This is a genomic window from Streptomyces speibonae (assembly GCF_984686075.1).
On the sequence record NZ_OZ480260.1, the window covers coordinates 1,817,968 to 1,837,299 of the forward strand.

Consider the following 19,332-nt stretch of genomic DNA (forward strand, 5'->3'; position numbering starts at 1 on the left):
CGTGGCCGGACCGGTCCTGCGCCGGCCGCGCGTGGGGCGTTGTCGCCGTCGTCTCGGAGCCGCGGTGCGGCGCCGATGATCAGCTGAGCGATGCCGGCGCAACAGTCGCCGGGGCCGGAGCGGCGGTCGCGCTCCGCCTGATCGGATCGCGATGGCCCACGCCGGTGGTGGATCCCATGCTCAAGTCCTCGCCTTCTCCAGGACTCAGGCGGTGAACCGGATCCTTCCCGGCACCGCGTTCGGGTCACGCTGGGTTGTGCAGGAAATGCGGCCGTACGAGGTCGGGTGCGGTAAAGATGCCCCGGAGTGCCGACAGGTATAGTCCACTTCACGCCGACGGAGCAAGATCGAATGCAAGGTTCGTCGCACGTCTTTTCCGAGTTGAGACCTCGCGGAAATATGGCTTACCGATGCCTTCCGTAGCGGAAATGTCCTTACCGCCGGACGCGAATGCCACATTCAACCCCTTGACACCATGGGCCACTTGACCCACTACTGGTCTCTGCGCACTGTGATTGACAACGTTGTCCAGCGCAGGGAGGGTGCTCGCGCATGGAACAGAGGGTTCGGCACAGATGGAGCTCGGCGGTCGTCGCGGCGACCGCCTTCGCTTTGGCCGCGGGCTCGCAGGGTGTCGCCGTGGCGCTGCCCCAGGCACCGCCGAAAACGGACCGCGAGTTCGCGTCGTCGTTCGAGTCCGGGGACCCCGCCCCGGACTGGGTCAACACCGTCGACACCACCCGCGGCGGCAAGAAGCGCGCCTCGGGCGTGGACGGCGGCTTCTCCAACGGCATTCCGGGCAATGTCACCGAGCATGTCACGGGGGTGCGCGCCAGCGGGGAGAACACGGCCGGCAAGGAGGTGAAGGGCAACCTCTTCGACGGCGAGTCCGCCACCAAGTGGCTGACCTTCGCGCCGACCGGCTGGATCGAGTTCGACCTGAACGAGCCGAAGAAGATCGTCAAGTACGCCTTGACCTCGGCCAACGACTTCGACGTGCGCGACCCCGTGGACTGGACGCTCAAGGGCTCGACGGACGGCGAGACCTGGCAGACCCTGGACACCCGCTCCGGCGAGTCCTTCGAGGAGCGCTTCCAGACCAAGGTCTACGACCTCGACGAGCCGGCCGAGTTCCAGCACTGGCGGGTGGAGTTCACCAAGAACAACGGCGCGGGCGACGCCCTCCAGCTCTCCGAGATCCAGCTGTCCACCGGCGTGGCCGACCCGATACCGCAGGACATGCTCTCGCTCGTCGACAGCGGCCCGGCCGGCTCGCCGACGGCGAAGGCGGACGCCGGATTCACCGGCAAGCGGGCCCTGCGCTACGCCGGCCGGCACACCACCGAGGGCCGGGCGTACTCGTACAACAAGGTCTTCGACGTCAATGTGCGGGTCGACCGCCGCACGGAGCTGTCGTACAAGATCTTCCCGTGGATGGCGGACCGCGAACTCGACTACGACGCCACCAACGTCTCCGTCGACCTGGCCTTCACCGACGGCACCTACCTCAGCGGCCTCAAGGCCACCGACCAGCACGGCTTCCCGCTGACGCCGCGCGGCCAGGGCGACTCCAAGGTGCTGTACGTCAACCAGTGGAACAGCGTGCGCTCCGACATCGGTTCGGTCGCGGCGGGCAAGACCGTCGACCGGATCCTGGTGGCGTACGACTCCCCCAAGGGCCCGGCGAAGTTCCGCGGCTGGCTGGACGACGTGGAGCTGAAGCGGGCGGCGCCCGAGCGGCCGAAGGCCCATCTGTCCGACTACGCGGAGACCACCCGGGGCACCAACTCCAGCGGCTCCTTCTCGCGCGGCAACACCTTCCCCGCGACGGCCGTGCCGCACGGCTTCAACTTCTGGACGCCGGTCACCGACGCCCGCTCGACGAACTGGCTCTACGAGTACGCGGGCCGCAACAACGACGACAACCTCCCGACGATCCAGGCGTTCAGCGCGAGCCACGAGCCCAGCCCCTGGATGGGCGACCGGCAGACCTTCCAGGTGATGCCCTCGACCGTCTCCGGCACCCCGGACCTCGGACGCGAGGCACGCGAGCTGGCCTTCCGGCACGAGAACGAGACCGCGCGGCCGTACTACTACGGCGTCCGGTTCGAAAACGGGCTGAAGGCGGAGATGACGCCGACGGACCACGCGGCGATGATGCGCTTCACCTTCCCGGGCAAGAACGCGAGCATCCTGTTCGACAACGCCGGCGACGAGAACGTCCCGGAGCGGGGCGGTCTGACCCTCGACAAGGACAACGCCTCCTTCTCCGGCTACTCGGACGTCAAGTCCGGCGGCTCCGCGGGCGCGACCCGGCTGTTCGTCTACGGCGAGTTCGACAGCAGGGTCACCGGCGGCGACTCCAGCGGCCTCCAGGGCCACCTGCGCTTCGACGCCGGGCGGGACCGCACGGTGACGCTGCGCCTGGCCACCTCGCTGATCAGCGTCGACCAGGCGAAGGACAACCTGCGCCAGGAGCTGCCCAAGCGCGCCTCCTTCGACAAGGTCAAGCGCGACGCCCAGCGCCAGTGGGACAGGATCCTCGGCAAGGTGGAGGTCGAGGGTGCCACCCCCGACCAGCTGACCACCCTGTACTCCAGCCTCTACCGGCTGTACCTGTACCCGAACTCGGGCCACGAGAAGGTGAACGGCAAGTACCGCTACGCCTCCCCCTTCTCCAAGGCGGAGCGCCCCGACACCCCGACGCACAGCGGCGCGAAGATCGTCGACGGCAAGGTGTACGTCAACAACGGCTTCTGGGACACCTACCGGACCACCTGGCCGGCGTACTCCTTCCTGACCCCGTCCAAGGCCGCCGAGCTGGCCGACGGGTTCGTGCAGCACTACAAGGACGGCGGCTGGACCTCCCGCTGGTCCTCCCCCGGCTACGCCGACCTGATGACCGGCACCTCCTCGGACGTCGCGTTCGCCGACGCGTACGTCAAGGGCGTCGACCTCGACGCCAGGACGGCGTACGACGCGGCGGTGAAGAACGCCACCGTGGTGCCCCCGTCCTCCGGTGTGGGCCGCAAGGGCATGGCCACCTCGCCGTTCCTCGGCTACACCAGCACCGAGACGCACGAGGGCATGTCGTGGGCGCTGGAGGGCTTCCTCAACGACTACGGCATCGCGAAGATGGGCGAGGCCCTCTACAAGAAGACCGGTGAGAAGCGCTACAAGGAGGAGTCCGCGTACTTCCTCGACCGCGCCCAGGACTACGTCAACCTCTTCGACTCCGAGGCCGGGTTCTTCCAGGGCCGCGACCTCGAGGGCGACTGGCGCGTGGAGTCCTCGAAGTACGACCCGCGGATCTGGGGTCACGACTACACCGAGACCAACGGCTGGGGCTACGCCTTCACCGCCCCGCAGGACAGCCGCGGTCTGGCCAACCTCTACGGCGGCCGCAAGGGCCTCGCGGACAAGCTGGACGCGTACCTGTCCACCCCCGAGACGGCCTTCTCGGAGTTCAAGGGCTCCTACGGCGGGGTCATCCACGAGATGATCGAGGCGCGGGACGTCCGGATGGGCATGTACGGCCACTCCAACCAGGTGGCCCACCACGCCCTGTACATGTACGACGCGGCCGGGCAGCCGTGGAAGACCCAGAAGAGCGTGCGCGAGGTGCTGGCCCGCCTGTACACCGGCAGCGACATCGGCCAGGGCTACCACGGCGACGAGGACAACGGCGAGCAGTCGGCCTGGTACCTGTTCTCCTCGCTCGGCTTCTACCCGCTGGTCATGGGCAGCGGCGAGTACGCCATCGGCTCCCCGCTGTTCAAGAAGATGACCGTGCACCTGGAGAACGGCCGCAAGCTGGTCGTCAAGGCGCCCAGGAACAGCGCGAAGAACGTCTACGTGCAGGGCCTGAAGGTCAACGGCAAGCGCTGGAACTCCACGTCGCTGCCGCACTCGGTGCTCGCCCGGGGCGGCGTCCTGGAGTTCGACATGGGCTCGCGTCCCTCGTCGTGGGGCTCCGGCAAGAACGCGGCACCGGTGTCGATCACCAAGGACGACAAGGTGCCCACGCCCCGCAAGGACGCCCTGAAGGGCGAGGGCAAGCTGTTCGACAACACCTCGGCGACCGGCGCCACGGTGTCCACCGTGGAGCTGCCCGTCACCGGGGAGACCAAGGCGGTGCAGTACACGCTGACCTCCTCGGACCACGCCAAGGCGCCCACGGGCTGGGTGCTCCAGGGCTCGGCCGACGGGGAGACGTGGACGGACCTGGACAAGCGGACGGACGAGTCCTTCCGCTGGGACCGGCAGCTGCGCGCCTTCTCCATCGCCGCGCCGAAGGCCTACGCCCACTACCGGCTGGTGCTGTCCGGTGAGGCGACGCTGACGGAGGTGGAACTGCTGAGCTGACCGCGGCTGCACAGGGCGGGTCCGGGCATCGCCCGGGCCCGCCCTTTCGTCAGTGGATGGTCCGCCCCCGCTCGTCCGGTACGCCGGACTTGCGCAGGAAGTAGCTGTTGATCTGGTCGCGCCACTCACGGGCGCTGCGCAGCTGCTCCTCGAACCGCTCGGCCACGCGGGCGTGGCGCGCCGGTTCCACCAGGTCCGCGAGGCCCGCCCACACCCGGCGGGCCTCCTCGGCCTCCTCGACCCCCTCGAAGTGGGTGTCGTAGATGTGCTGGATCACCGTCCTGCCGCCGCGCAGCACATGGCCGTACGGCACATGGTGGAAGAACAGCAGCAGTTCGTCGGGACAGGTCTCCGGGGACTCGTACACCTCGGCCCAGGGTGCGGCGTACTGCCCGGCGTACCCGGTGCCGGTCGCCGTGCTGCGGTCGACGCCGACGCCGTCCCGGTCGGCGAAGTGGTAGGTGCCCCAGGGGCTGTACTCGTAGCCGTCCACGCTCGGCCCGTAGTGGTGGCCCGGCTGCACCATGAAGCCCACGCCGAGCGGCGCGGTGTACTTCTCGTACGTCGCCCAGGAGCCGTCCAGCACCGCGTGCAGCCCCTCGGCCAGCCGTTCCCCGGCGCCCGGATGGGTGAGCGCGATCCACTCGTCGAGGACCGCCCGCGGATCCGCCGCCGGGTCCCAGGCCAGCCGCCCGAAGGTGTAGAGGTTGGCCTGGGCGAGCGGGTGTCCGGTCCAGAAGGGGTCGTCACCGGCGTTGGACACGCCCACCAGAGCGTCCGCCAGCCGCCCGGTGCTCATCTCGCCGTCCGGCCGGAACCGCAGGACCTCGCTCCACATCGGGCCCAGCCAGCACACGTGCCGCTGCTGCCCGGTGTACTCCTGCGTGACCTGCATCTCCACCGCGAGCCGGGTGTCCGGCATGGCGCCGATCAGCGGCGAGACCGGTTCGCGCACCTGGAAGTCCACCGGCCCGTGCTTGACCTGGAGCACCGCGTTGGGCGCGAACGCGCCGTCCAGCGGGGTGAAATGGTCGTGGGCGGCGCGGGCACGGTCGGTGCTCCGGTCGCGCCAGTCCTGGCGGTGGTCGTAGACGAAGGCCCGCCAGTGCACCGTGCCGCCGTACGGCTCCAGCGCGGCGGCCAGCATGTTGGCGCCGTCGGCGTGCGAGCGGCCGTGGGCGAACGGGCCGGGCTGCCCCTCGGAGTCGGCCTTCACGACGTACCCGCCGAAGTCGCCGATCTCCTCGTACACCCGGCGGGTCGCCTCCGCCCACCAGGCGCGCACCGCCTCGTCCAGCGGGTCGGCGGTGGGCAGGCCGCCCAGCACCGCCGGCGCGGCGAAGGTGACCGACAGATGGGTGCGGATGCCGTAGGGGCGCAGCGCGCCGGCGATCGCGGCCACGTCACCGATGCGGTCGGTGAGCAGGCGCGCCTCGGTCGCGTGCACGTTGACGTTGTTGACGGCGACGGCGTTGACCCCGCACGCGGCGAGCAGTCTGCCGTAGGCCCGTACGCGGTCCAGGTCGCCGCGTGCCCGTCCGTCGGCCCAGAACAGCGAGCCGCCCGCGTAGCCGCGTTCGACCTGGCCCATGACGGGGTGCACGGCGACGTTGTCCCAGTGGTCGAGCATGCGCGTGGCGCAGGCCGGGCGGTGTTCCTCGCGGGGCCGCTCACCGGCGAAGGCGTCCTCCCCGAGCCGTACGACGTGGAAGAAGCCGTACAGCAGTCCGCGCCCGCAGGGCGCGGTGACGGTCGTGACGCCGTCCCGGCGTTCGAGCGTGAAGCTCTCGTCGTCGTCGGGTCCGCCGGCCGCTTCGAGGACCAGCTCGGCGTCCCCGCGGGCGCCGTCCCGCGCGACCCGGCCGCCGAACCGCTCGCAGGCGGCGGCCAGTTCGCCGTGCACCGTGTCCGCGTAGGGGGTGTCGCCGGCGCGGATCAGCGTGCGGCGGCCGCCGACCGCCCGGAACGCGGCCGCCGGCAGCCAGGCGGGGTCGAAGTCACCCGGGTACGTCGTGCCGGTCATGCGGTGAAGTCCTCCCGGGTCTCGGCGATCAGGGGACGGCTGCCGCTCAGCAGGGAGAGCAGCAGCGGGGCGGCGAGGAGGGCGGGCAGCGCCTCGGTGAGCAGGGCGGTGCCGGCGGCCGTCAGGATCAGCAGGGAGAGCGCGCCGAGGGTGGCGCGAGGGTGCCGGAACAGGAAGTACGCGGCGAGGCGGGCGGTGTCGCGGGCCCGGAAGGTGAACAGGGCGGTGAGCACCAGGGCGTGCGCGCCCCAGAGCAGGGAGGCGGTGCCGGTCAGCGCGACCAGGGCCGCCCACCAGCCGGGCAGTCCGGTGGCGGCGAAGTGGGTGAGGGTGAACGCGATCACCGTGAGCCAGGCCAGCAGCGGGACCCACAGTTTCAGGGCGGGCAGGGCGCCGAGCCGCCAGCCGCGCAGGAAGGCGCGGGAGGGGTGGAGTGCGGTGAGGTCGGCGCCGCGGTGGTGCAGGGCGTAGAGGGCGGCGCAGGCGGCGGGGCCCAGGGGCAGCAGGCAGCAGGCGGCGAGGGGCAGGTTGGCGGGGTCCGGCGCGAGCAGGAGCAGGCCGGCGAGGCCCGGCGCCGCGGTAAGCAGCAGCAGGGCCTCGACGACGACGAGGGTGTGGATCAGGGCGGCGGCGCGGGAGAGCGGGCCGGTGCCGAAGGTGTCGGCCCGTGCGGTGCTCACGGCACCTCCCGGCCGAGCAGCCGCCGCTCGTCCCACCAGGGCGGGGTCTCGTCGTCGACCGGGGTCAGCTCGACGAGGGTGATCTCGTGGCGGGCCAGGGTGAGGGAGAGGTCGACGCGGCCGTCCTCGACGGTCAGCCGCTGGTGGGCGCGGGCCGGTTCGGACGCCTCGTGCAGCACGTCCAGCTGTCCGGGCCGCGGGGAGCGCGGGCTGCCCATGTGCCGCCAGGCGGTGTAGGCGTTGCCGCGCTCCTCGTCGACGCTGGAGCGGCGGACGAACGCCGTGCCGCGCGGTGCGGTGCCGACCGGGAGGGACAGCCGCAGGGTGTGCCGGTCCGGGCCGTCGGTCTCCCCCGTCGGGTCGACGGGGGCCCAGGCGAGGACGGCGATCCGGCCGTCGGCGTGGCGGGTCACCAGGTGGTTCTCGCCGCGCGCGAGGCGCTGCTCGCCCAGGCGGGCCATGAAGGCGTACAGGTGGTAGGTGGGTTTGCGCACCTGGCGGTGGGTGAGCAGGCCGAAGCCGCCGTGGAACAGCGCGGTCGGGATGCCGGTCTCCTCGAAGACGTCGCTGAACGTCCAGTAGGAGAAGGAGTCGGCGTGGTCGCCGCCGGCCGCCACCACGGGGGCCAGGTAGGCGGCGTGGAAGGCGGTGTCGTGGACGGCGTTGTCGGGGCGGTAGGAGGAGTTGAACTCGGTGATGTGGACGGGCAGGCCCTCCAGCCGGGTGCCCTTCAGGGTCCGGCGCGGTTCGGCGAACTGGTCGAGGAGGCCGCTCGCCGGGGTCAGGGTCTGGTGGACGCCGAAGGGGACCTGCTGGGTGGGTCCGGAGCTGTAGGCGTGCCGGGAGACGAAGTCGACGGGTACGTCCCGCCGTTCGGCGAAGTCCGCGAACCGCTCCAGCCAGCCGTCGGCGCCGGGTGAGACGGCCGGGCCGCCCACCAGCAGGCCGGCGTCCACCTCCTTGACGGCGTGCGCGGTGGTCTCGTACAGCCGGTGGTAGGCCGGTTCGTCGGCGTTCAGCCAGAAGGCGGGCAGGTTGGGCTCGTTCCACACCTCGACGGGCCACGTGCGCACCTCCTCGGCGCCGTAGCGGTCGATGAGATGGGTGAGGACGGCGCGGACCAGGGCGGCCCACTCCTTCTCGTCGGCCGGCGGGGTGACGTTGCCCTGCCACCAGAAGACCGTCTGCTGTCCCGAGGCCAGTGCGGCGGGCATGAAGCCCAGTTCGAGGAAGGGGCGGACACCGAGGCCGAGGCAGGCGTCGAGCACCTGGTCGAGGTAGGTGAAGGAGTGGTGGGTGCGGCGGGCGCCCTGCCACTCGTAGGTGTGGTGGATGCCCATGCCGTCGCTGAGCAGGCCGTGGCCGCGCAGATACCGGAAGCCGATGTCGCGCTGGAGGAGCGCGAGGGAGTCCTGGTAGTCGCGGCGCAGCGCGAGGTCGAGGCGGCCGGTGCCGACGCAGCGCCGCCAGGCGTCGGAGAGCGGGCCGTCGGGCTGTGCGGGAACGTGGATCATGCGTTGTCCTTCTTGAACCGCTCGTGGGCCTGGTTGTGCAGGTCGATGAACCGGTCCATGTTCTTGGCCTTCAACTCCTGGATGTAGTCGTCCCATTCGGACAGCGGGCGCTTGCCGAGGACGAACTGGAGGGAGTTCTGGGTGACGTGGTCCTTCAGCGGGGTGTCCCAGAGGGTCGCCTGCTCCTGTTCCTCGGCGCGCAGCGGGTGCGGCGGGTCGGTGGGCAGCGGTGTGCGTTCGGCCATGGCGTCGGTGAACTTCTTCTCGTCGGGGCTGAACGAGGAGGAGACCAGGGCCCAGCTGCCGCCGTAGGCGAACACGCCGTTGTGGAAGCCGAAGTCCTTCTGCAGGTCCTTGGGGGCGTCCGGGTCGGAGCCCATGAGGCTGATACCGGGCTCGAGTTCGTATCCGCCGGGCCCGGAGCGGGTGAACGTGGTGTTCTCCACGCCCCACTTGCACAGCTCCTGGCCGGCGTCGGAGTACCAGAGCCAGTCCACGAACTGCATCAGGGCGACGAAGTCGTCGCCCTCCAGCGCCTTGCTGGAGATCATCATGCCGTTCTCCATGCGGCCGCCGCCGAGGACGACGGGACCGGCGGGGCCGACCGGCACCGGGATCATCTCGATGGTGGCGCCCTTGACCTGCTTCTCGAGGTTGTAGCGGTAGTTCTGCACCAGCTCCTGGGGGTTGGCGCTGATCGCGAAGGACTTCTCCGCCAGCAGCTTGCGGACCGCCTCCTCGTCGGTCTGGGTGAAGCTCTCGGGGTCCATGAGCTTCTCGGCGACCAGCTTGCGCAGATACTCGACGACCTGGCGGAAGGCGTCCGTGGCGCCGGTGAAGACGAACTTCTGCGCCTTGGCGTCCCAGCTGGTGTTCAGGTACGACCAGCCGGCCCGGACGCCGTGCGCCTGGCCGAGGTACTGGAACAGCGCCCCGGCGGGGAAGGGGGTGTTGTTGCTCCAGCGGTCGGTGAGCGGGTAGCGGTCGGGGTACTCCTCCTTGAGGGCCTTGAGGGTCGTGTACACCTCGTCCCAGGTGGTGGGCAGGCTCAGGCCGTGCCGCTCGAGGACGTCGGTGCGCAAGGACAGCGAGTACTGCTGCCTGACCTTCTCGTGCAGTCCGGGCAGCAGGTAGTAGTTGCCGTCGGTCTGGCGCAGTGAGTCGACCTCCGGCTGGAGGTTCCATCTCCTGATCTTGTCCCGGAAGTTCGGCATCAGCTCCACGTACTCGCTGACCGGGACGATCGCGCCCGAGGAGACGAAGGCGTTCTCCGCGCCCGGGTAGGTCTTCGGGATGAGGTACGGGGCGTCGCCGGCGCCGATGAGGAGGCTGCGCTTCTTCTCGTAGTCGCTCAGCGGGACGGGGGTGGCCTTGAACGTGACACCGGTGCGGCGGGTGACCTCCTTCCAGAACAGCCAGTCGTCCTTCATCGGGTAGGTCGGGTTGTTGTTGTGCAGGATGGAGAAGGTCAGCGGCTCGGTGGCCTTGAACTGCTGCCCGGCCCGGTAGTTCTTCATGGCGCCGTGGCGCTTCTTGGAGAGGTCCTTGGCGCCGTCGCCGTCACCGCCGCTGCCGCAGCCGGTGAGTGCGGCGAGACCGATGAATCCGGCGGCACCGAGGAGCTGGCGCCGGGAGAGCTGGCCGGTGTTCTTCACGGAGGACTCCCTTGTCACATGGACGGGTCGAGGAGGGGGAGCAGGAGCGGGACGGGGCGGAAGGGCGGTACGGCGGTCAGCCCTTGACCGCGCCGAGCATCACGCCCGAGACGAAGTAGCGCTGCACGAACGGGTACAGGCAGAGGATCGGCAGCGAGGTGAGCACGATGGTGACGGACTGGATGTTCGCGTCGACCTGGGTGAGGTTCTCGGTGGTGGCGCCGGCCCCGGTGCCCGCGGTGGCCCCCGCGAGGAGGTTGCGCAGATAGACGGTGACCGGCATCAGTTCGGTGCGGTCCATGTAGAGGAACGCCGAGAACCAGGAGTTCCAGAAGGACACCGAGTAGAAGAGCACCATGGTCGCCACGACCGCCTTGGACAGCGGCAGCACGATCCGCAGCAGGGTGCCGTAGGTGCTCAGGCCGTCGATCTGGGCGGCCTCCTCCAGCTCGTTCGGCAGGCTCTCGAAGAAGGCCTTCATCACCAGGAGGTTGAAGACGCTGATCGCGTTGGGCAGGGCGATCGCCCACACGCTGTTCTTCAGGCCGAGGCTGGTGATCAGCACGTAGTTGGGGATGAGGCCGCCGGTGAAGAACATCGTGAAGACGGCGATGCCCACCAGTGTGCCGCGCCCCTTGAGGTTCTTCTTCGACAGGACGTAGGCGTAGCAGGTGGTCAGCACCATGGCGACGGCGGTGGAGACCACCGTGTAGAAGACGGTGTTGCCGTAGTTGCGCCAGAACATCGAGTCGGAGAAGACGATCTCGTACGTGGTGAGGTTGAAGCCCTTGGGCCACAGCGTCACGTCGCCGGAGCGGATCTCGCGCTCCCCGCTGAACGAGCGGGCGACGATGTTGACGAAGGGGTACAGCGTCACCAGGACGACGAGGGTGAGGATCACGCCGTTGACGCCCTGGAAGACGCGGTGGCCGCGGGTCGGGCGGTTGACGCTCACCACAGGCTCGTCCCCACCGTGCGGCGCGAGAGCTGGTTGGCCGAGGTGATCAGGACCAGGCCGATGATCGCCTCGAACAGGCCGATCGCGGCGGCGTAGCTGAAGCTGTTGGACTCCACGCCGGTCCGGTAGAGATAGGTGGAGATCACATCGGCGGTCGGGTAGGTCAGCGGGTTGTAGAGCAACAGGACCTTCTCGAAACCGACGGCCATGAACGTGCCGATGTTGAGGATCAGCAGCGTGATCATGGTGGGGCGGATGCCGGGCAGGGTGACATGCCAGATCTGCTGCCAGCGGTTGGCGCCGTCGATGCGGGCGGCCTCGTACAGGTCCTCGTCGATGGTGGTGAGCGCGGCGAGGTAGAGGATCGTGCCCCATCCGGCCGTCTGCCAGATCTCCGAGCCGACGTAGATGGTGCGGAACCAGTCGGGTTCCTGGATGAAGCGGACCGGGTCGTGTCCGAACCAGCCCAGGACGTGGTTGACGGGGCCGTCCGTGGCGAGCATCTGCAGCGTGATGCCGGCGACGATCACGATGGACAGGAAGTGCGGAAGGTACGACACCGACTGCACGAACCGCTTCAGTGACTTCCTGCGCACCTCGTTCAGCAGCAGGGCGAGCACGATCGGGACGGGGAAGCAGAAGACGAGGGTGAGTCCGCCGATCCACAGGGTGTTCCGGAACACCTGCCAGAAGGTCGGGTCGGACAGGAACATCTCGACGTAGCGCAGTCCCACCCAGTACTCGCCGAGGATCGAGCCGCCCGGCTCGAACCGGCGGAACGCGATCACGTTGCCGATCATCGGCAGATAGCGGAACACCAGGAAGAACAGCAGCGGCAGCACGGCCAGCGAGTACAGCTGCCAGTCCCTGCGCAGCGCGCGCCGCCAGCCGGTGCGGGCGGGCGACCGCGTACGCCGGGTCGGGGGCTTCGCCGGCGGCGGGTCCTGCGTGCCCGGAGGCGGAGCCGACGTGGTGGAGGTGCTCATTGCTCGGGCCTCCCGTGCCTGTGACGCGGAACCGAAACTTTCGAGCTCTTACCGATAACTTCGCGGAAACTTATGAGCAGCGTCAGGAGGTGTCAATGGGTGGTGCGCACGGGATTTCTGACGGTGCGAGGGTGAGTGGATCCACCGCACGAGGGTGTGGAAGTCGGCCAAGATCTGTTAACGTCCCCGGAACTTTCAGGTGCGCGTCCGCAACGATCGGCGCGCTGTCCGTGCGACGCTGCGAGGTGCCCGTGCCCGCGTTCGACCTGCCCCCGGCGGAACTGGCGCGCCACCGCCCGGACATCGAGGAACCGCCCGACTTCGACACGTTCTGGGCACGCACCCTGACGGACACCGCCGGTGCGGGCGATCCCCTGGTCTCCTCCCGTCCGGTGGAGACCGGACTGCGGCTGACCGAGACCTGGGACGTGTCCTTCCGCGGCTTCGCGGGCGACCCGGTGCACGCGTGGTTCAGCCGGCCGGCGGGAGCGGCCGAACCCTTGCCCGCGGTCGTCGAGTTCGCGGGCTACGGACGCGGACGCGGGCTGCCGCACGAGCGGCTGACGTGGGTGAACGCGGGATACGCCCATCTGCTGATGGACAACCGGGGGCAGGGGGATCAGTACGGGTGCGGCGGCGACACCCCCGATCCGCACGCCACCGCGCCGGGCGGTCCCGGACCGGCCGTCCGCGGCCTGCTGGACCCGCTGGACTACCACTACCGCCGGCTGATCACCGACGCGGTGCGCGCGGTGGCCGCCGTGCGCACCCTGCCGGGCGTGGACCCCTCCCGGGTCGCGGCGGTGGGCAACAGCCAGGGCGGCGGGCTCGCGCTGGCGGTGGCCGGTCTCGTACCGGATCTGACGGCAGTCCTGGTCACCGCCCCGCTGCTGTGCGGCATCCGCCGCGCCCTGGACCTCACCGATCTGCCCCCGTACGGCGAGATCACCGCGTATCTCTCGGTCCACCGGGGCGCCGAGACGGCCGCCCGGCGCACCCTGTCCTACGTCGAGGGCATCTCCTTCGCCCGCCGCGCCCACGCCCCGGCCCACTTCGGGGTCGGCCTGCGCGACACGGTCTGCCCGCCCAGCGGCACGTACGCGGCGTTCAACCGGTACGCCGAACTGTCCTTGGCGGCCCCGGAGACGGTGCTCCACGCCTACCCGTTCAACGGCCACGAGGGCGGGGACGCGGTCCATGTCCGGCGCCAACTGGACTGGCTGGGGCGGGTGCTGGGCGGGTGACGGAGCCGGGTCGGGGGCCGCGGGCCGGACGAGGCGGCAGCGGCAGCTGCGGCGGGTTCCGGTCCGCCGCAGGTGGGAGCGCTCCCACCTCGTCCGTGAGGGGACGGTAGCGCCCCGTACCGCCGTTTGTAAACGGTGGCGGGCGCTCGCCGGGCCGCCGGGGCGAGGGCGAGGGCCGCACTCCCCGGTGCCGGGGCGAGGGCGAGGGCCGCACTCCCCGGTGCCGGGGATGCGGCCCTCAACTGCCCTGCGCGGGCGTTTACTTGCGGATGAGGCTGCGCAGCACGTACTGCAGGATGCCGCCGTTGCGGTAGTAGTCGGCCTCACCGGGGGTGTCGATGCGGACGACCGCGTCGAACTCGACGCCCGTGTCGGTGGTGACCTTCACCGTGCGCGGGGTGGTGCCCTCGTTGAGCGCGGTGACGCCGGAGACGGAGAAGGTCTCCTCACCGGTCAGGCCGAGGGACTCGGCGGTGTGGCCCTCCGGGAACTGCAGCGGCAGGACGCCCATGCCGATGAGGTTCGAGCGGTGGATGCGCTCGTAGGACTCGGCGATGACGGCCTTGACGCCGAGCAGCGCGGTGCCCTTGGCCGCCCAGTCGCGGGACGAGCCGGAGCCGTACTCCTTGCCGGCCAGGACGACCAGCGGGATGCCGGCGGCCTGGTAGTTCTGCGAGGCGTCGTAGATGAACGACACCGGGCCGCCGTCCTGGGTGAAGTCGCGGGTGTAGCCGCCCTCCGTGCCCGGCGCGATCTGGTTGCGCAGGCGGATGTTGGCGAAGGTGCCGCGGATCATGACCTCGTGGTTGCCGCGGCGCGAGCCGTAGCTGTTGAAGTCGCGGCGCTCGATGCCGTGCTCCGTGAGGTACTTGCCGGCCGGGGTGTCGGCCTTGATGGCACCGGCCGGGGAGATGTGGTCGGTGGTGACCGAGTCGCCCAGCTTGGCCAGCACGCGGGCGCCGGAGATGTCCTCGACCGGGGCCGGCTCCATGCCCATGCCCTCGAAGTACGGGGGCTTGCGCACGTAGGTGGACTCGGCGTCCCACTCGAAGGTGTCACCGGTCGGAATGGGCAGCGCCTGCCACTGGGCGTCACCGGCGAAGACGTCGGAGTAGGACTTGGAGAACATGTCCTCGCCGATGGCGTTGGCCACGACGTCGTTGACCTCGGCCTCGGTGGGCCAGATGTCCTTGAGGAAGACCGGGTTGTTGTCCTGGTCGTAACCGAGGGCCTCGCGGGTGATGTCCACCTTCATGGAACCGGCGAGGGCGTAGGCGACGACCAGCGGCGGGGACGCCAGGTAGTTCATCTTGACGTCGGGGTTGATCCGGCCCTCGAAGTTGCGGTTGCCGGAGAGGACCGAGGTGACCGCGAGGTCGTGCTCGTTGACGGCCCGGGAGACCTCCTCCGGCAGCGGGCCGGAGTTGCCGATGCAGGTGGTGCAGCCGTAGCCGACGAGGTTGAAGCCGACCTTGTCGAGGTACGGGGTCAGGCCCGCCTTCTCGAAGTAGTCGGTGACGACCTTGGAGCCCGGGGCGAGGGTGGTCTTGACCCACGGCTTGCGGGTCAGGCCCTTCTCCACCGCCTTCTTGGCCACCAGCGCGGCGGCGACCATGACGTAGGGGTTGGAGGTGTTGGTGCAGGAGGTGATGGCCGCGACCGTCACCGCGCCGTGGTCCAGCGTGTAGGTCGTGCCGTCGGCGGCGGTGACCTCGACCGGGTTGGAGGGGGTGCCGTTGGAGATGGCCGGGGCGTCGGAGGCCGGGAAGGACTCCTTGCTGGCCTCGTCGACGTCGCCGCCGTCGGTGACGTAGTTGCGCACGTCCTGGGCGAACTGGGCCTTGGCGTCGGCGAGGACGATGCGGTCCTGCGGGCGCTTCGGGCCGGCGATCGACGGAACGACCGTGGCCAGGTCCAGCTCGAGCTTCTCGGAGAAGTCCGGCTCGGCCTTCGGGTCCAGCCAGAGGCCCTGCTCCTTGGCGTACGCCTCGACCAGGGCGACCTGCTGCTCGCTGCGGCCGGTCAGGCGCAGGTAGTTCAGGGTCTCGTCGTCGATCGGGAAGATCGCGGCGGTGGAGCCGAACTCCGGCGACATGTTGCCGATGGTGGCGCGGTTGGCCAGGGAGGTGGCGGCGACGCCCTCGCCGTAGAACTCGACGAACTTGCCGACGACGCCGTGCTTGCGCAGCATCTCGGTGATGGTGAGCACCAGGTCGGTGGCGGTGGTGCCGGGCTTGAGCTCACCGGTGAGCTTGAAGCCGACGACGCGCGGGATCAGCATGGAGACCGGCTGGCCGAGCATGGCGGCCTCGGCCTCGATGCCGCCGACGCCCCAGCCGAGGACGCCGAGACCGTTGACCATCGTGGTGTGCGAGTCGGTGCCGACCAGGGTGTCGGGGTAGGCCTTGCCGTCCCGGGTCATGACGACGCGGGCCAGGTGCTCGATGTTCACCTGGTGGACGATGCCGGTGCCGGGCGGGACGACCTTGAACTCGTCGAAGGCGGTCTGGCCCCAGCGCAGGAACTGGTAGCGCTCGCGGTTGCGGCCGTACTCCAGGTCGACGTTCTGCTTGAAGGCGTCGTTGGTGCCGAACTTGTCGGCGATGACGGAGTGGTCGATGACCAGCTCGGCCGGCGCCAGCGGGTTGATCTTCGCCGCGTCACCGCCGAGCTCCTTGACGGCCTCCCGCATGGTGGCGAGGTCGACGACGCACGGCACACCCGTGAAGTCCTGCATGATCACGCGGGCCGGCGTGAACTGGATCTCCTGCGACGGCTGGGCCTGGGAGTCCCAGCCGCCCAGGGCGCGGATGTGGTCGGCGGTGATGTTCGCGCCGTCCTCGGTGCGGAGCAGGTTCTCCAGCAGCACCTTCAGGCTGTAGGGAAGGCGCGCGGAGCCCTCGACCTTGTCCAGCCGGAAGATCTCGTACGACTCGTCGCCCACCTGCAGCGTGCTGCGGGCGTCGAAGCTGTTCGCCGACACGACAGTCTCCTTCATTGATGTGCGCGTTACCACCGCATCCTGCCGCCACGCCGCCCTGGCCGATCCGCTAAGGTAAGGCTAAGTTAGGTAACCCTCACCAGGGTGGCGGCTGCGGTGCGCCTCGGCAGATATCTCGATGTCGAGATAATCCTAGTACACCGGGCCGGAATGGTCATGCCCGGACCGCGGCGCGCCCTCCTCTCCCTCCCCACCCTCCCGCCATCCCGTCGCGGATGCCATCAGGACGCCCAAGCGGGGTAACCGACTGAGGCGAAGTCAGATTCAGGTACGGCCGACAGGGAGGCGTAAGGATGCCCCTCACGTTTCGCAAGAGCTTTCGGATCCTTCCGGGGGTGCGGCTGAACATCAACAAGCGGTCGTGGTCCCTCACCACCGGAGGCGGGAACGGCCCCCGGTACACCCGCAGCAGTACGGGACGTCGTACGACATCGATGGATTTGCCCGGTCCTTTCGGATGGCGCCGGACCACTCGGACCCGTCGGGCCAGGGGACACTGACGTCGCATCACCCGAATGGACCCCCCGAGAGGTGCCATCTCATATCTGAGATAGCCTCAACCTCATGGCAGACGACTACCTCGTACGCATCGGCAAGCTCATCCGCGACGCCCGGCAACACCGCGGCTGGACGCAGACGCAGCTCGCCGAGGCGCTCGGTACCAGCCAGAGCGCCGTCAACCGCATCGAGCGCGGCAACCAGAACATCAGCCTTGAGATGATCGCCCGCATCGGCGAGGCGCTGGACAGCGAGATCGTCTCTCTCGGCTACGCGGGCCCGATGCATCTGCGCGTGGTGGGCGGGCGCAGGCTCTCCGGCGCCATCGACGTGAAGACGAGCAAGAACGCGTGCGTGGCACTGCTGTGCGCCTCGCTGCTCAACAGCGGCCGCACGGTGCTGCGCCGCGTCGCCCGCATCGAAGAGGTCTACCGCCTCCTCGAGGTGCTGAACTCCATCGGCGTACGCACCCGCTGGATCAACGACGGCGTCGACCTGGAGATCGTGCCGCCGGCCGAGCTGGACCTCGGGGCCATCGACGCGGACGCCGCCCGCCGTACCCGCTCCATCATCATGTTCCTCGGCCCGCTGCTGCACCGCATGGACCGCTTCATGCTGCCCTACGCCGGCGGCTGCGACCTCGGCACGCGCACCGTCGAACCGCACATGATCGCACTGCGCCGGTTCGGCCTGGACATCGCCGCGACCGAGGGCCAGTACCACGCCGTGGTCGACCGCTCCGTCGCCCCCGACCGGCCGATCGTACTGACCGAGCGCGGCGACACCGTCACCGAGAACGCGCTGCTGGCCGCCGCCCGACACGACGGCACCACCGTCATCCGCAACGCGTCCTCCAACTACATGGTCCAGGACCTGTGCTTCTTCCTGGAGGCGCTCGGCGTCAAGGTCGACGGCATCGGCACGACGACGCTGACCGTGCACGGCGTGCCGAAGATCGACGCGGACGTCGACTACTCCCCCTCCGAGGACCCGGTCGAGGCGATGAGCCTGGTGGCCGCGGCCGTCGTGACCGAGTCGGAGCTGACGGTCCGCCGGGTCCCGATCGAGTTCCTGGAGATCGAGCTGGCGGTCCTGGAGGAGATGGGCCTCGACCACGACCGCACCCCGGAGTACTTCGCCGACAACGGCCGTACGCGCCTGGTGGACCTCACCGTGCGCCCCTCCAAACTGGAGGCGCCGATCGACAAGATCCACCCGATGCCGTTCCCTGGCCTGAACATCGACAACGTCCCGTTCTTCGCGGCGATCGCGGCGGTGGCGCAGGGCAAGACCCTGATCCACGACTGGGTCTACGACAACCGCGCCATCTACCTGACCGACCTCAACCGCCTCGGCGGCCGCCTCCAGCTCCTCGACCCCCACCGCGTCCTGGTCGAGGGCCCGACCCGCTGGCGCGCCGCGGAGATGATGTGCCCGCCGGCCCTGCGCCCGGCGGTGGTCGTCCTGCTGGCGATGATGGCGGCGGAGGGCACGTCGGTGCTCCGCAACGTGTACGTCATCAACCGCGGCTACGAGGACCTGGCGGAGCGGCTGAACTCGATCGGGGCGCAGATCGAGATCTTCCGGGACATCTGAGCAGCCGTCAGAATTGACGCCACTACACCCCTCCTGACCTGTGTTTATGCGGGTCAGGAGGGGATTCGGCTTAGCCCGTGGGACTTCTCAGGGACGTTTGGGCCGAGTCAGGAGTCTGCCGGGCTGAGGGACGGATTGCCCGGAACTGCACACGTGATGGGTCACGGGCAGGGCGTCGGCCTGAACGACGCATGGACGAGGACAAGTGGGGCCGGGTGGTCGACTCGCTGCCTTACGGTCACACTCACACACCCTCCACGAGCCCATCCCGCTCCCTGCGGAAGCAAGCTCGCGCATCATGAACCTTGCCGCTGCCCCGCGGTCACGATGGAGGCATGTCCTCCAGCCCGCAGCACTCCGCACCCGCTTCAACTGGCCTCTCGGATCTGGTCGCCGCGGATCTCGCGTTGGACTGGGAGAAGTTCCGACGGCGTCTACTTGAATCGATGGACAAGATGCACGGTCCGACCCAAGGGATCGTGGAGCTACCGCTACACCTGGCCTGGTCAGGGATGACGTCGTACGCCTGGGCAAGCCGCGCCGGCGCATGGGCCTGTACCGCACCGTCCTGCACGACGATCTGCCCCCTACCTCAACCCGAGATCTGCTCCCTGACCTGTGGCTGGTGCTGCCCACACTGATCACCCTCGGCTCCCTTATCCCCTGGTCATCATCGGTGGATATGCCGTGCGGGCGCACCACCTCGTGAACCGCCCCAGCCAGGACCTCGCAAACGCCCCAGAGGCCGCTGCTGAAGAGCGCCGTGCCTCGGAGATCAGCGCCACGAACCGGGCGAGCGCCGCTGCCGCGGT

11 protein-coding genes are annotated in these 19,332 nt (G+C 69.5%); 4 read left to right on the top strand and 7 right to left on the bottom strand.

Annotation, left to right across the window (positions count from 1 at the left end):
* Positions 1 to 552 precede the first annotated feature (552 nt).
* Positions 553 to 4,365, top strand: coding sequence for a GH92 family glycosyl hydrolase (locus AC5L3C_RS08020; RefSeq protein WP_493647986.1), 3,813 nt, complete (start codon positions 553 to 555; stop codon positions 4,363 to 4,365).
* Between the two features lie 49 nt (positions 4,366 to 4,414).
* Here the strand turns inward: AC5L3C_RS08020 and AC5L3C_RS08025 are convergent, their stop codons facing one another.
* The 6 genes from AC5L3C_RS08025 to AC5L3C_RS08050 form a co-directional block, all read right to left on the bottom strand.
* On the bottom strand, positions 4,415 to 6,388 hold the full coding sequence (locus tag AC5L3C_RS08025) for an alpha-glucuronidase (RefSeq protein ID WP_493647988.1): 1,974 nt from the start codon (positions 6,386 to 6,388) through the stop codon (positions 4,415 to 4,417).
* Positions 6,385 to 7,068 (bottom strand): hypothetical protein, encoded by a 684-nt coding sequence (locus tag AC5L3C_RS08030; protein WP_493647990.1) that lies wholly within the window; start codon positions 7,066 to 7,068, stop codon positions 6,385 to 6,387. Before AC5L3C_RS08030 ends, AC5L3C_RS08025 begins: the two co-directional genes overlap by 4 nt.
* The gene (locus tag AC5L3C_RS08035; protein ID WP_493647992.1) at positions 7,065 to 8,582 is read right to left on the bottom strand and encodes a GH39 family glycosyl hydrolase; all 1,518 of its coding nucleotides are present in this window, start codon (positions 8,580 to 8,582) and stop codon (positions 7,065 to 7,067) included. The genes AC5L3C_RS08030 and AC5L3C_RS08035 overlap by 4 nt, the downstream gene beginning before the upstream one ends.
* A complete protein-coding gene (locus AC5L3C_RS08040; RefSeq protein WP_493647994.1) occupies positions 8,579 to 10,237 on the bottom strand; it encodes an ABC transporter substrate-binding protein in 1,659 nt (552 codons plus the stop codon). The genes AC5L3C_RS08035 and AC5L3C_RS08040 overlap by 4 nt, the downstream gene beginning before the upstream one ends.
* A 76-nt stretch (positions 10,238 to 10,313) precedes the next feature.
* The gene (locus AC5L3C_RS08045) at positions 10,314 to 11,195 is read right to left on the bottom strand and encodes a carbohydrate ABC transporter permease (RefSeq protein WP_493647995.1); all 882 of its coding nucleotides are present in this window, start codon (positions 11,193 to 11,195) and stop codon (positions 10,314 to 10,316) included.
* Positions 11,189 to 12,181, bottom strand: coding sequence for an ABC transporter permease (locus AC5L3C_RS08050; RefSeq protein WP_493647997.1), 993 nt, complete (start codon positions 12,179 to 12,181; stop codon positions 11,189 to 11,191). Before AC5L3C_RS08050 ends, AC5L3C_RS08045 begins: the two co-directional genes overlap by 7 nt.
* A 251-nt stretch (positions 12,182 to 12,432) precedes the next feature.
* Here AC5L3C_RS08050 and AC5L3C_RS08055 point away from each other — a divergent pair, with 251 nt between their 5' ends.
* Entirely contained in the window at positions 12,433 to 13,425 is a 993-nt protein-coding gene (locus AC5L3C_RS08055; RefSeq protein WP_493647999.1) for an acetylxylan esterase, read from the top strand.
* Positions 13,426 to 13,684: 259 nt separating this feature from the next.
* Here AC5L3C_RS08055 and acnA read toward each other — a convergent pair whose 3' ends face one another.
* Positions 13,685 to 16,408 carry an aconitate hydratase AcnA gene (gene acnA, locus AC5L3C_RS08060; RefSeq protein WP_493648000.1) on the bottom strand — a complete coding sequence of 908 codons (2,724 nt, stop codon included), beginning with the start codon at positions 16,406 to 16,408 and terminating at the stop codon, positions 13,685 to 13,687.
* Positions 16,409 to 16,719: 311 nt separating this feature from the next.
* Between acnA and AC5L3C_RS08065 the strand changes: the two genes are divergently transcribed.
* Positions 16,720 to 16,926, top strand: a complete 207-nt coding sequence (locus AC5L3C_RS08065; protein ID WP_493648001.1) for a DUF4236 domain-containing protein — start codon at positions 16,720 to 16,722, stop codon at positions 16,924 to 16,926.
* Between the two features lie 64 nt (positions 16,927 to 16,990).
* Positions 16,991 to 18,520 carry a helix-turn-helix domain-containing protein gene (locus AC5L3C_RS08070; protein ID WP_493648003.1) on the top strand — a complete coding sequence of 510 codons (1,530 nt, stop codon included), beginning with the start codon at positions 16,991 to 16,993 and terminating at the stop codon, positions 18,518 to 18,520.
* The last annotated feature ends 812 nt before the right edge of the window (positions 18,521 to 19,332 follow it).